At 50.7% G+C, this 13254-nt stretch carries 11 protein-coding genes; 8 read left to right on the top strand and 3 right to left on the bottom strand.

Annotated features, from left to right (window positions below; genetic code table 11):
• Positions 1-196: 196 nt before the first annotated feature.
• Complete coding sequence (locus tag P4D80_RS11590; RefSeq protein ID WP_421659298.1) at positions 197-991, bottom strand: PIN domain-containing protein; 795 nt, start codon at positions 989-991, stop codon at positions 197-199.
• 172 nt (positions 992-1163) lie between these two features.
• Between P4D80_RS11590 and P4D80_RS11585 the strand changes: the two genes are divergently transcribed.
• From P4D80_RS11585 to pgeF, 7 genes are all read left to right on the top strand, one after another.
• Positions 1164-1481, top strand: a complete 318-nt coding sequence (locus P4D80_RS11585) for a hypothetical protein (protein WP_421659297.1) — start codon at positions 1164-1166, stop codon at positions 1479-1481.
• Between the two features lie 103 nt (positions 1482-1584).
• Positions 1585-3312: a succinate dehydrogenase/fumarate reductase flavoprotein subunit gene (locus P4D80_RS11580; RefSeq protein WP_421659296.1), complete on the top strand. Its 1728-nt coding sequence runs from the start codon at positions 1585-1587 to the stop codon at positions 3310-3312.
• Positions 3313-3639: 327 nt separating this feature from the next.
• On the top strand, positions 3640-4182 hold the full coding sequence (infC, locus tag P4D80_RS11575) for a translation initiation factor IF-3 (protein WP_421659295.1): 543 nt from the start codon (positions 3640-3642) through the stop codon (positions 4180-4182).
• Positions 4183-4220: 38 nt separating this feature from the next.
• Positions 4221-7244 carry a HEAT repeat domain-containing protein gene (locus tag P4D80_RS11570; protein ID WP_421659294.1) on the top strand — a complete coding sequence of 1008 codons (3024 nt, stop codon included), beginning with the start codon at positions 4221-4223 and terminating at the stop codon, positions 7242-7244.
• A 183-nt stretch (positions 7245-7427) separates the two neighbouring features.
• Positions 7428-7928, top strand: a complete 501-nt coding sequence (locus P4D80_RS11565; protein ID WP_421659293.1) for a Crp/Fnr family transcriptional regulator — start codon at positions 7428-7430, stop codon at positions 7926-7928.
• Between the two features lie 303 nt (positions 7929-8231).
• Positions 8232-8708: a hypothetical protein gene (locus P4D80_RS11560; protein WP_421659292.1), complete on the top strand. Its 477-nt coding sequence runs from the start codon at positions 8232-8234 to the stop codon at positions 8706-8708.
• Positions 8709-8782: 74 nt separating this feature from the next.
• On the top strand, positions 8783-9577 hold the full coding sequence (pgeF, locus tag P4D80_RS11555) for a peptidoglycan editing factor PgeF (RefSeq protein WP_421659291.1): 795 nt from the start codon (positions 8783-8785) through the stop codon (positions 9575-9577).
• A 263-nt stretch (positions 9578-9840) separates the two neighbouring features.
• On the opposite strand, the gene P4D80_RS11550 is transcribed toward pgeF, so the two are convergent.
• A complete protein-coding gene (locus P4D80_RS11550) occupies positions 9841-10689 on the bottom strand; it encodes a histone deacetylase (protein ID WP_421659290.1) in 849 nt (282 codons plus the stop codon).
• A 575-nt stretch (positions 10690-11264) separates the two neighbouring features.
• On the opposite strand from P4D80_RS11550, the gene P4D80_RS11545 reads away from it, so the two are divergent.
• On the top strand, positions 11265-12440 hold the full coding sequence (locus tag P4D80_RS11545; RefSeq protein WP_421659289.1) for a FecR domain-containing protein: 1176 nt from the start codon (positions 11265-11267) through the stop codon (positions 12438-12440).
• Positions 12441-12485: 45 nt separating this feature from the next.
• On the opposite strand, the gene P4D80_RS11540 is transcribed toward P4D80_RS11545, so the two are convergent.
• On the bottom strand, positions 12486-13022 hold the full coding sequence (locus P4D80_RS11540; protein ID WP_421659525.1) for an MEKHLA domain-containing protein: 537 nt from the start codon (positions 13020-13022) through the stop codon (positions 12486-12488).
• Positions 13023-13254 lie beyond the last annotated feature (232 nt).

Genomic DNA, 13254 nt, shown 5'->3' with positions numbered 1-13254 from the left:
CTCTGTCACAACTAACAATCAACAACTAAGTAGGTAGTCATCATTTAATTTGTAAAGAGGGGGGTGGGGGCTGCGCCCCCAAGGCAAGGGGTTTCACCCCCTTCAACTCCCGAAATTAGCCTTACCCGAAATTAGCCTTAATTTAATTGCGCCCAGCTACTTAACAGCTAACAACTTCACTTCCTACTTAACAACTTCACTTCCTACTAGGGACTGTTTTGGAGGGAGAAAGTTGGTTGTTGAAGGGTAGCTGTTCCCAAAACTGGGCAAAGCTGGGTGGATGAATGACTCGCCAAACGGCCAGGGTTGCGATCGCCACAATGCCCAGGGTCAGCAAATTGAAAAAAATCTTGGCAACAGGTATCCGAAAAGGTTTCTGAGGAGAACGGCGCGCAGAGACTGGCCTGGACGAAGGAGTGGCCGTTCGACTGGGGGTGGTTGCTCTGGTTGATCTGCTTGAGGTTGCAGAAGCAGCAGCTCCAACCGGCGATCGCATGGCCTGTAGCTGATGCACAACCACGGGTGGCTTGCGTTCAGTCCGGCTCCACTGCACCAGCGCCATCAGCGGAATGGCACACAAATTATGAACATCCAGCGATCGCAACCGCTGCATCAAACCCAGATCATTCGCTACCAGAATTACCAGCGCATCCGAACGATTGCGAGCCAAACCATAGGCAGTTTGAGCTACCGTCAGGGCAAGCCGTGCCTTTTTGCTGAGGGCATGTCCTTCTGGTGGTTGAAGAGCCGGGTGAGACTCAACCAGACCCGTTGTTCGCCAACCACTCTCTGGGAAAAAACGGAAAAATTCCCTGGCAGTTTGTTCGTGGCTGGACTCCACAGCGCGATCGCACAGAAACCGCATCTCTTCCAGCACGGCTTCAGGCACAAAACAATTGCCAATGCGAGAAAATTCTTGCCATTCTCGTCTACTCCCAGCCATCAGCGCACTGACATCAAGCACTAGCAAAAAGGGAGGTAAAGCTGCCATAGGAATAAGGGATCGAAATGAACATAAATCTTCATGGAAGCACTCTCTGAATCCAACCAAAAGCCTGACTGTAAAGCTGAGTAACAAACGTTTCAAAAAAGATTTAGAAATGGCAATTTAGTCACTTAAAGCCTTACATTACAAATTTACAGCGAACCATTAGAGGCAGATTATGAGCAACATATCGAGATATCGGTTAGTTTGCACCCTAACCTTTGGTGATATCTATGGTCAAATCATTGTTTGGTTAATTGTCATTTTCTTAAGCCTGGCATCTTCAATGGCGTTGATGGGTGCCAGTCGTCCCATCTACGCCCTGGCAACAGTTGGGCTGATTCTGGTTTTAACATTACCGTTTTTATTATTTGCCTTTGTGACAACGTTGCTTAATCATATCGAGCTGGCAGCGGTCGATTCTGCTTCCAGTAAGTCTAACGCGTCCTCTTCATCTAACGTATCTTCCCAGCGCCCCGCTCAAGCCGCAGGTTAACAAAAACGAGACCACTGCAAGATAGAACCACTGTTAGGATGGGTTAGCGGTAGCATAACCTTGGCTAACCCTAAAGCTTTATGCCTCATCTTCTCATCTCATCATGATCGATCACGATGTCATCATTGTAGGTGGTGGACTTGCAGGATCTCGAGCGGCATTAGAGATTGCCCGAAGTGATCCCAAACTTACTATTGCCCTAGTTGCCAAAACTCACCCCATTCGTTCCCACTCAGTCGCTGCTCAGGGAGGTATTGCTGCAACCCTTAAGAATGTTGATGCCACAGATAGCTGGGAAGCCCATGCCTTCGACACTGTTAAAGGTTCTGACTATCTAGCAGACCAAGATGCGGTCGAAATTTTGACCCGGGAAGCCCCTGATGTAGTCATCGATCTGGAACACATGGGGGTACTGTTCTCCCGACTGCCGGATGGCCGCATTGCCCAGCGAGCATTTGGAGGGCACTCCCATAACCGTACCTGTTACGCTGCCGATAAAACTGGACACGCTATTCTGCACGAGTTAGTTGCTAACCTGAAACACTATGGGGTCACCATCTACGACGAATGGTACGTCCAGCGCTTGATCTTAGAAGAGGGTCAGGTGAAAGGGGTGGTGATGTATCGCATTCTGGATGGACAGTTGGCCGTGGCGCGAGCAAAAGCGGTTATGTTTGCCACTGGTGGTTATGGGCGTGTCTACAACACCACATCTAATGATTTTGCTTCGACCGGGGACGGGCTCTCAATGACAGTGCTCGCCGGGTTGCCGCTGGAGGATATGGAGTTTGTGCAGTTTCATCCGACCGGGCTTTATCCCGTAGGTGTACTGATCTCCGAAGCAGTTCGTGGGGAAGGTGCCTACCTGATTAACAGCGAAGGACGACGGTTTATGGAAGACTATGCTCCCAGCCGCATGGAGCTAGCTCCCCGTGATATCACCTCCCGTGCAATCACCTGTGAAATCCGCGCTGGGCGGGGGATTCATCCCGATGGCCATGCAGGAGGACCCTTTGTTCATTTAGACCTGCGCCATATGGGAAAGGAAAAGATTATGAGTCGGGTCCCCTTCTGCTGGGAAGAAGCCCATCGGCTGGTGGGAGTAGATGCCATCCATGAACCGATCCCAGTTCGCCCGACAGTGCATTATTCAATGGGAGGAATCCCAGTCAATCTGGATGGGCAGGTGCGGAGTAGTGCTGATGATCTGGTAGAAGGCTTTTTTGCGGCTGGAGAAGCGGCCTGTGTATCTGTTCATGGGGCCAATCGTCTGGGGAGCAACTCTCTACTGGAGTGTGTGGTGTACGGCAAACGCACGGGATCTGCGATCGCCCGCTACGTGCAAAACCGGAAACTACCGGCGATCTCTGAATCCCACTATCTCAATGAAACCCGCAAGCAAATTCAATCCCTGCTCGACCAGGATGGAACCCTTCGCATTGCCCAACTACGGCAAGCTTATCAGGACTGTATGACCGAATACTGTGGTGTCTTCCGCAGTGAGAGCGTCATGCGCGAAGGCATCACCCAACTCAAGGAACTTCAGCAGCAGTACAGCCAGATTCGCCTGGACGACAAAGGCTCCCTCTGGAACACCGAAATCATCGAAGCACTAGAACTCCGCAGTCTCATGATTGTTGGTGAAATCATTCTGACCTCAGCCCTCAATCGCCAGGAAAGCCGGGGTTCCCACGCCCGCGAAGACTTCCCCAACCGCGACGATGGGAATTTCCTCAAACACACCCTTGCCTACTACTCCCCCGCTGGGATTGATATTTGCTATAAACCTGTTACAATTACACGATTCCAACCCCAGGAGCGAAAATATTGAATGCAGGGAGGGGGCCTAGGGCGATACGGCGGTGGGAGTGTGGGAGCGCAACCACCCCATCACCCCTGCTCCACCGCCTCTTGCACACCCCCACTGCTGTTTTTTGAGCAAACCCGTAATTTAGGTAAACAAACGGGTAGAAACCTGGGCATTCTGAGTAGAATGACAGATACAACACTAAACCTTTCAATAGGTTTCTGTTTCTATCGTTCTCTGAAGTTTGACGACATTCCAGTCCTCGCTTAACCATGATGGATTAACTCCCAGTGCTAGCCGTTATTCAGGCTGACCATCAGTTGTCAATCGTTAACTTTGTTAATCTTGCCAATGCTTCCAATCGAAAGAACTGAAAGAAGATCTAACCGCGATTTACCGACAATCAACGAACGCATTCGATTTCCCAAAATTCGAGTTATTGACGCAGATGGTAGCCAGTTGGGGATTATGTCTCCCCGTGAAGCTGTACAGATTGCGGAAGAGCGAGAACTAGACCTTGTTCTGGTAAGTGATAAGGCAGACCCACCCGTCTGCCGGATTATGGATTACGGCAAATTCAAATTTGAACAGGAAAAAAAGGCTCGGGAAGCCAAGAAAAAGCAGCATACTGTTGACGTCAAAGAAGTCAAGATGCGCTATAAGATTGAGGATCATGACTATAATGTACGGATCAATCAGGCGAAGCGTTTTCTGAAAGACGGTGACAAGGTTAAGGCTACAATCATGTTCCGTGGACGAGAAATTCAGCACAGCGATATTGCCGAAGAACTGCTCAAGCGAATGGCAGAAGACCTTCAGGAAGTTGCTGAGGTACAGCAGGCTCCCAAGAAAGAAGGACGCAACATGATGATGCTGCTTGCCCCGAAAAAGTAGGGCAGTCGGTAATGGGCTTCGCGACAGGCAGACTCTGAATGGAACTTAAAAACCAGTGGTTTGTTAGCGGCAAATTGGGACAAAAGCTTCTGCGATGGGTCAACCTTCGCCCAGAAGAAAGCGAACGCACCTTTCTGATGTTTGCCTTCTATACCACTACCTCCATCGGGTTGGTTTGGCTAGAAGCCATTACAGTTGCCCTGTTTCTGGATGCCTATAGCGCAGAGGATGGGTTGCCGTGGGTTTATATCGCTAGTGCGGGTATTGGTTCAGGTTTGGGGTTCCTTTACTCCCAACTCCATCGAGTACTGCCTTTGAGGCGAGTCATCGTTTTCACAGCGCTGTTAATGGCAGCCCCATTGCTGCTATTTTGGGTGGGGCTGGGAAATGACGGAGCATTTTGGCTGGAAGATTGGAGAATTACTGTTATTGGGTTGACAACATTCCTGATGCGGCTATGGTTGGAGGCGATTTATGTCCTTAACGACCTGAACACCGCAATTACCGCCAACCAGTTATTTAATATTCGTGAGATTAAGCGCACTTTTCCTCTCATCAGCAGTGGAATTCTGCTAGCGGATGTGATTAGTGGGTTCTCGCTCAAACCACTGATTTCTCTGTTTGGGCTGAGACCGATTGTGCTCCTGGCGTTTGTGATGATGATGGTGGGAGCGATAATACTGTTTTATCTCAGCCGTGCTTATCAGCAAGCATTTCCTGATCTTTTGCGTCGTCGGGTTGAGGAGCGCCAGCCCGACTATATCAATCGACGTTTGCAGGGGCCACTCCAGAGCTATGTTGTGTTGCTTTTTACGTTTTTCATTCTGGCGCAAATTCTGTTTTTGTTGATCGATTTCCGGTTTTTGAGTGACTTACAGCAGGGACGCTCGGAGGAGGCGATCGCCGGTTTTCTGGGATTATTCAATGGCACTCTGGGCATTTTTGAACTGGCAATGCAGTGGTTAGCGTCCAGCCGGGTGATTGAGCGCGTTGGGGTGTTTACAGCCGCAATGATGCTGCCAGGTACGATCAGTATTTTGGGAGCACTCTCAATGGCGATCGTGGGTTTCTCCCTTCCCAATATCCTCTTTGTCAGTCTGGTATTACTTAAGTTTTTGGATGAGCTATTGCATTACACCCTCTTTGCCAGTGTCGGTCCAGTGCTGTTTCAACCCATTCCCGATGTGGTCAGAAGTGGAATTCAATCGACCGTCCGGGGTGTGGCCGAGCCGCTTTCTACCGGGGCGACTGGGCTGGTGTTGCTGGGGTTGGTGAGTTTGGGCAAATTGGGTTGGCTATTGCCTGCTATCTTTTTTCTGGCAATTGTCTGGGGAGCCACTGTCTGGCTGTTGCGGACCAAGTACGTCGGGTTACTGGTAATGAGTGCCGAACGGGGGCAACTGAGTGCCGATGTAGATCTGCGGGAATTGAAGCGGGCTGTTGTGGAAGCACTTGAGCAGCCTGGAACAGAAGCTCACAAAGGTTCTTGCATTGAGCTTTTAAGCCAGCTCGACCCTAAGAATGTAGGGGAAGTCCTGGCCCCGATGCTGGCGAAGCTTTCCCCTTCGCTTCAGCGCAAGAGTCTAGAGGAAATGCTAACCTTTCCAAACCCCGCCTATTTAGATGACGTTAGAAGTTTGATTGACCAGGCTCCAGCACCAGAGGTTCTGGCGGTTGCGTTACGCTATGTCTGGTTGACCGATGCGGAGCCGGATATTCGCCAACTGCGCCCTTACCTGCGACCAGAGGTAGACCCAATTGTGCGGGGAACGGCGGCTTCTCTCATGTTACGACGGGGCAATCCCACCCAGAAGGCAGAAGCCACAAATACTCTGCGACTGATGCTAACCCATAAGCAGGAACGAGAGCGAGTGATGGGGTGCCGCGCACTGGGAGAAGCCGTTTATTTGCAAGCTTTGCGACTTTATATTCCCAATCTATTGCAGGATGAATCATTACGGGTACGCTGTGCCTTGCTGGAGGCGATCGCCGCTACCCACTTAGAAGAGTTTTACCCCTCTTTGCTGCGGGGCCTGCACTACAAATCGACCCGGAATGCAGCGATGAAAGCCCTGGTGCGCCTGGAGAATGAGGCCATTCCCATGCTGGTAAACCTGGCTCAGGATGTGCACAAGCCTGACCTGGTACGGATGCATGCCTGGAAGGCGATCGGGCAGATTGGTACGATGGAAGCCCTGGCCGCCTTGATCTCCCATCTCACTACCGCCTGGGGTACCAGTCGTCGCAACATTCTGCGAATCTTGCTGGAAATGCCCAATGATATAGGAATTGAAAGCACCCTGGATCAGCTTGGCAGAAGCGGCGTTGAGCGCATGATCGACCAGGAAATCATGTTTATCGGTCAAATCTATGCTGCATTAGTAGATCTCTCACCTCAACGAATCACTGGATCGGAAGCAGAACTGATGCGCCGTGCTTTGCGGGATATGCAAGCGGATAGTGAAGAGCGTCTGTTCCTGTTGATGAAATTTCTTTACCCTATTAGTGCAATCAAGGCGGCTGCTTTTAATTTGCAATCAGATTCCCCCGGTAACCGGGCACGGGGTTTGGAAATTTTAGATAATACCCTCGATATTCCCAGCAAGCGGGCTCTGCTGAGTCTGCTGGATCGCCGTTCTGATTGGGAGAAACTCCAAAGCCTGTCGGAACTTATCTCCTATGAGCCAATGACACCCAGCGATCGCCTGCGGCGACTCCTTGACCTGCGCCATTTTCAATCAGATTGGGGATTAGCCTGTTGCTTCCACCTGGCCCGGCAAGCCCGCTGGAATCTGACAGCAGAGCATACCCTCGCCTGTCTGCGTCATCCCAGGGGGTTTGTTAGGGAAGCTGTGCTGGCCTACCTGAAAATGGCCTCTCCCCGCGCCCTGGCAAAGCTATTACCGATGTTGAAAAATGATCCCAACCCCTTAGTGGCGGATCAGGTACAGCAAATTATTAAAGAGTTTTCGTCAAATTCCTCAACGAATATTAATCACTCCCCAAAACCAGGCAATAATGTGATTAATTTTTCAAACATGCCTGGATTAGAACCGACTTAAAGGAATGAGGCCTGGGAACTCTGAAGATACAGTGCCATTTTCAACGCATAAACCATACTTTAGCCTCTAGCCCCTTAAAAATGTGGATGGCTCAATGGAAATGAAAAACGCTGTAATACTTCGAGTCGGCGGTGCATCGTTTAGCTAACCTGGGGGATTGCTCAGGATGTCCGAAGTCAACTTATGTTAACCAGCGTTGATCGATTGATATTTGTCCGGGGAGTTCCCATTTTCAAAGAGTTGCGGGACGACTTTCTGGTGCGATTGGCGTCAATTATGGATGAGCTTTCGTTCCCGGCAAATCACACGATTTTTACCGAAGGGCAGGAAGGGCGATCGCTCTATATCGTGGTTTCGGGCCGAGTCCGCGTCCACATCGGCAACCAGGAAATCGTTCAACTTGACCGGGGCACCTGCTTTGGCGAAATGTCTCTCTTTGATGCTGAACCCCGCTCTGCTTCTGTAACCACGATGGAACCCTGTGACTGTTTGATGCTGACTCAGCAACAGCTCTACGAGGCGATTGACGAAACCCCCGGTATTGCTGTTAACATCATTCGCCTCCTCTCCCGCCGTATCCGTGAACTGAACCAGAAGATGAACGCCATGCGGGCAGAAAACCAGGTTCAGCCGCTTCAACCGCCCACTCAGGCCCCACTCTATAGACCTGCTAAGTTGCGATGAGGAACTTTGATCACTCCCCATCGTCGTGTTGAATCTGGACTCAGGAAAGGTAAGTTGTCCAGTTATCCGGCTTGAAAACCTGAGAATACTGATTTTGTTTTGGTGACAGGCCTCGTCACTAAACTCTCAGGAGAGCCAGTTTTCCTGAAAGGTCAGCTCGATTGGTGTAGCTATAGCCACCAGGCTTAGGACGGGGTGCAGGGGTAGAACCTCTGGCTGGAGCCGCGCCCCAACCCCCCCTAAACTCAATGTCCTAACGCGTTTGCGTAGAGCTATAGCATTTGTAACAATGAAAGGAATAATATGAAAGCTTCTAAATCATTTGGACTATTGACTGTGGCTACAGCCCTGATGCTGGCTGCCTCTGCCATGCCAGCGATCGCTCAACAACGAGTTTGCGTTGAGTCAGAGCGAGACGACAGAATTGTGTGCGGCAGAAGGGTAAGCAGCGATCGGTACGATCGCTATGACCGCTATGATCCCTATGACCACTATGATCGTTATGACCAGGGGTTCTCCAACCGCTGTGGCAACCTAGATGAAAAATTTTACCTGACCGCCTATCCGGATGTTGCAGATGCCATTAGACGTGGGAAAATTCGTAGTGCCTGTGAACACTATCAAAAGTTTGGACGCTATGAAGGACGGTTCCCAGCGTTTAATGAAGCGAGTTACCTCTCAAAAAATCCTGATGTGGCAGATGCAGTCAGACGCCGCAAGATTCGTAGTGCCTATGAACACTGGCAAAAATTTGGACGCTATGAGAATCGTCAACTTTAGTTAGGCGTGTTCATTCGCTACAGAAACTGGGGCTGAAAAGTCATTCTTCTACCACTTATCATCCATCCCCCCTTATGCACACCTGGCACTGGCGTACCTGGAATGACCTGCCCTACCTGACCTGTAGGTTGCTGGAACCCTGGAAACATGGATTCTTTACACAGCATTTCTGGTCTCAACCACCCACCAGGTTGACGGAAATTTTGCACCCCACAGCTCAGGTTTACCGTGTGAAACAGGTACATGGTGATACGGTGTTGGTGCCTTCGGAGGTTGAGGCGATGGCAGCTTCAGCAGGGAATTTGTCCCCTACTGATGAGCTTCCTCCGGCAGATGGACTGGTGACGGACCAGGCGGGGCAGGCTGTGTGGGTCTGTAGTGCAGACTGTACCCCAGCACTGATTGGAGACGTGGTGACAGGGCATGTGGCAGCGGTTCATGCTGGGTGGCGGGGGACGGCGATGAAGATTGTGCCAGGGGCGATCGCCCGTCTTCAGTCTCAGGGCAGCCAGCTTCAGGATCTGCGGATTGCTTTGGGTCCGGCGATCGCAGGCGAGGTTTACCAGGTTTCGAAACAAGTGGCGGCTCAGGTTGGCGCAACTGTTGTGTCAACGAGTCCAGACGATGTGGATGAAACCCTGGTTGCCTTGCGCCAACTTTCTGATCCGCCTGTACTGGATGACCCTGAACCAGGACGGGTGCGATTGGATGTACGCCGGATTAATGTTCTGCAACTGGAGCAGTTAGGTGTTGATGCAGAGCAAATTGCGATCGCCCCCTTCTGTACCTACCAGAATCCGGACAATTTCTTTTCTTACCGCCGCAACCATCAAAAGAAGGCCCAATGGTCAGGAATTGTCAGCAAATAAAGTGATAGTCTTTTGCTCCCTCCTTCCCTCACACTCACCCCTCTCCTCTCCACTGGTCTGTCGAGACTGTTTTGAGGGTTTTTAACCCCTCAAAACACCCTGGAAATGGATTTTATAGTTGAGCTACTCCTCAAATCTATTCTGACGGACTATAGTTGTCGCCAGGTTGCTCAGGACATTGGTTTTAAGGGGGTGGGGGGCTTTGCCCCCAGCCAGGGGTTCCACCCCTGCAGCCCGTCCTAACCATAATGCCTACCGCTATACTACTTCAACAGACAGTACACGTCGCTGGCAGCCCGATGGATTAGGGAATGACGGTAGACAAGGGATTTCAAATCATCGGCATAGCCACCACCAATCACGCAAGCGACAGGAATCCCCTGAGAGAGGCAAGTGCTAAGAACTTGCATTTCACGGCGAAAGAGGCCGGTATCCGTGAGGGCAAGTTTGCCCAGGCGATCGCCAACATGGGGATCGACTCCAGCATCATAAAATACCAGGTCAGGTTGCACCTCCGATAACAGGTCAGGCAGGTAAGCAGCTAATGTTTGCAGATATTCCTCATCTTCCATTCCTTCTGGTAGGGCGACATCCAGATCACTCTTTTGCTTGGTACCAGGGAAGTTGCTCTCGCAGTGCATGGAGAAGGTAAATACGTGAGGGTCGTCCTGAAAAATGTGAGCGGTGCCATCACCCTGATGCACATCCAGATCCACAATCAGAATTTTTTGAACAAGTCCCTGACAAAGTAAAAGGCGGGATGCGATCGCCAGATCGTTAAAAATGCAAAATCCCGAGCCGTAATCTGGAAATGCATGGTGAGTTCCACCAGCGGTGTTGCAAGCCAGCCCACACTCCAATGCCAATTTTGCCGTGAGAATCGTCCCTCCCACCGCTACACAGGTACGATTCACCAGCGCTGGACTCCAGGGAAGCCCAATCCGCCGTTGCGCTTTAGAATCCAGCGTTCCTTCACAGTATGCCTTTACATACCCAGAAGTATGCACCAGCTCAATCCACTCCTGAGATGGACATTCTGGCCTGTGAAATTGACTGGGAACTGCCACCCCATCTGTCAGCAACATTTCGTAGAGCATCCGAAATTTTGGCATTGGAAAGCGATGCCCTTGAGGGAGGGGTGCAACATAGTCTGGGTGGTAAGCAAATGGCAGATCCATTAAATTGCTAAGATTGAATTGCCTACAGCTAAGTAGCGAGGTGCAATTAAATTAAGGGTAATTTCGGGGGTGGAGGGGGTGAAACCCTTTGCCTTGGGGGCGCAGCCCCCACTCCCTCCTTTACCCATTAATTATGACTACCTACTTACTTCTCTGGATAGAGTTTGGTAGCTCGTTTGTTTATCTACGCTGGTCAACGAAAACGGATCGGTTACAAAGATTGTTTGCGCCTTTGCCTCCCGATACTACCCTTGCTGGTTGTAAGCCAGTAAGATAAACCCGGATCAAAACCCGCATCAAAAGGTAAATTTTCTGGAAGCGGCGGGAAAAAGGAGTGCTCTACCAGTATTATTTTGCTCTCTCTGTTGATGAGTTTGGATTGGTTGCTCCGATCTGGTTGCTCAGATCCAAACAAACCTGCCCGCACGGTAGTTTGGTTCTTACGTCTCTAGAGATGGGCATTGGGAACTCCAGCGGGAGATATAACCCGGTTAGCTGAGGTTGCTTAAATGTTTGAAAAACTCCTACAGCATAGACTGGTGTTTTTGCTGGCTGCAACAATGTGGGGGGGAGGAGCGTTTTTGTTTCCGGGTGCAGTTAATGCCGAAACCCCTCTAACGCGGGCAGTTGTCCAATCCATACGCAACACAGTTCGGCTGTTACTGCGGAACCAGACCCCTCGCCCTGCTAGAGTTCAAGATGCATTGACTCCCGGTGATGCCTTGTCTACAGCCCGGTTGTCCCTGGCAGAGCTGCGATTTAATGATGGTTCTCTGGCAAGGGTAGGAGAGCAGGCATTGTTTCAGTTCTTACCCAATACCCGCACCTTTCGGTTGAATACGGGTACGGTACTGTTGCTAATTCCACCGGGTCGGGGGCGAACGCAGTTACAAACTCCCAATGCGATCGCTGGAATTCGTGGCTCTGCTCTATTCGTCCGCTATGTGCCTGAAACCGATACCACGCTGGTTGGGGCGCTGACTAATAGCGGAATTGAGGTCAACAATCGCGATTGCACCCAGGTTCAACCCCTGGCCGCGGGGCAAATGGTTATCATTATCCAAAATCGAATTGAGCGCGTTTATCATTTTGACCTCCGGACATTTTACGAAACCAGTGATTTAGTGAAGGGGTTGAACCTATCACGGCAGGAGCCGGTAGAGCCAACCGATCCGGCAGTCGCCCTGTTTCAAGAAGAAACGGTCGCCGCTGTTAACGCTCAGGAACCCATTTCAAACTCTAATGCACTTCAGAATCCTGCATTCTTGAGAGGAGCAGATGGAACCGCTGGTTCAGCTACAGAGACAACCTCTGTCCCATCCCTCACAAATTCGCCAGTGTCCTCACCACCCAACCCGGCAGACCTTACCGTCTTGCAGCCTGCGACAGTTTCTAGACCTTCAATCTTTCCACCATCTGTTGCAATTCCTCCTAGACAGACGAGCATAAGTCCAGGGCTTTCAGGCAACACCGCCGGACGGGAAGGTGACGGCCCACCGGGACTAACCGGAACAGTTCCGGGACTTTCGGGCAATGCCCCTAGACCGGGAGGTAACGGCCCACCAGGACTAACCGGAACAGCTCCGGGACTTTCGGGCAATGCCCCTGGACGGGAAGGTAACGGCCCACCAGGACTAACCAAAACTGCTCCTGGTCTTGCAGGTACAACGCCAGGAGGCAGGTAATATCAGCTCTCAGTTTTGGCCTCACCCATCCACTCCGTTACTCCATCACTCCCCCACCCTTTCCCCTTCTGGATCCTGACTTTTGCCCTCTAACTCCTGCTGGTCCATGTTGGATGGCAGCCATTCCCATTTACAAAAAGTTGCCGCCTGCCCACAGGGATGATTCTGCTCATCAATGACATTCCAGAGCACCACGTTCTGGATCAAAAACCGACGCCCCGTGCTGGAGATGCGAATGCCCTGGTAGTCGTCAATGTATCCGCTGGCTTTGGCCCGTGTGAGCAGGCGATCGCGATCCGGCTGGGCCATTGGTTCAGCCGTTAAGCGAGAAGGAGTTTGAGTAAACTGATCCCAGTCCATTTCCCAGAGCTGCAATGCTTTGCGATTGCCATAGTTAAGGATGGGGTCCGCCTCAGTCCCATGGGAAACCACGACAAATGGAGCTTCAAACAAGGCATGGGCTATTTCTTCGGGGGTATCTTCCAATGGCAGAAGCGATCGCCCTGTCCAACGAATAAAACTCTGTATCAGGCGTTGATTGTGCTCAATGATTGCTGGATGCTTCCAGGGAGAGAATTCCACCAAAACCGTTTCCGTTTCTATCGTTGCCTTAATAACATCTCAACAATGGACCTGATTTTATACCTCGGTTTTATCTTGATAGTAAAGTACACTCCACACTGGTTAAGAGGCATGATTTCACTCATATGCAAATTGCTATAGCAACAGCTTCGAGGATTCATCCAACATTTCACCCCCGAAAAGATGAACGATTTCAAGGAAAATATTATGATAAGAATGTTTAGATTTCTTC

Origin of the sequence: Leptothermofonsia sp. ETS-13 (genome assembly GCF_049200465.1) — a bacterium.
GTDB lineage: Bacteria > Cyanobacteriota > Cyanobacteriia > Leptolyngbyales > Leptolyngbyaceae > Leptothermofonsia.
Note: the sequence above shows the minus strand (reverse complement) of the source record. Positions and strands in the feature narration are given on the sequence as shown.

What these genes read in the sequence shown, in the direction of transcription:
- P4D80_RS11590 (WP_421659298.1), bottom strand. Translation starts at nt 991, where the DNA reads ATGGCAGCTTTACCTCCCTTTTTGCTAGTGCTTGATGTCAGTGCGCTG.
- P4D80_RS11585 (WP_421659297.1), top strand. Translation starts at nt 1,164, where the DNA reads ATGAGCAACATATCGAGATATCGGTTAGTTTGCACCCTAACCTTTGGT.
- P4D80_RS11580 (WP_421659296.1), top strand. Translation starts at nt 1,585, where the DNA reads ATGATCGATCACGATGTCATCATTGTAGGTGGTGGACTTGCAGGATCT.
- infC (WP_421659295.1), top strand. Translation starts at nt 3,640, where the DNA reads ATGCTTCCAATCGAAAGAACTGAAAGAAGATCTAACCGCGATTTACCG.
- P4D80_RS11570 (WP_421659294.1), top strand. Translation starts at nt 4,221, where the DNA reads ATGGAACTTAAAAACCAGTGGTTTGTTAGCGGCAAATTGGGACAAAAG.
- P4D80_RS11565 (WP_421659293.1), top strand. Translation starts at nt 7,428, where the DNA reads ATGTTAACCAGCGTTGATCGATTGATATTTGTCCGGGGAGTTCCCATT.
- P4D80_RS11560 (WP_421659292.1), top strand. Translation starts at nt 8,232, where the DNA reads ATGAAAGCTTCTAAATCATTTGGACTATTGACTGTGGCTACAGCCCTG.
- pgeF (WP_421659291.1), top strand. Translation starts at nt 8,783, where the DNA reads ATGCACACCTGGCACTGGCGTACCTGGAATGACCTGCCCTACCTGACC.
- P4D80_RS11550 (WP_421659290.1), bottom strand. Translation starts at nt 10,689, where the DNA reads ATGCCAAAATTTCGGATGCTCTACGAAATGTTGCTGACAGATGGGGTG.
- P4D80_RS11545 (WP_421659289.1), top strand. Translation starts at nt 11,265, where the DNA reads ATGTTTGAAAAACTCCTACAGCATAGACTGGTGTTTTTGCTGGCTGCA.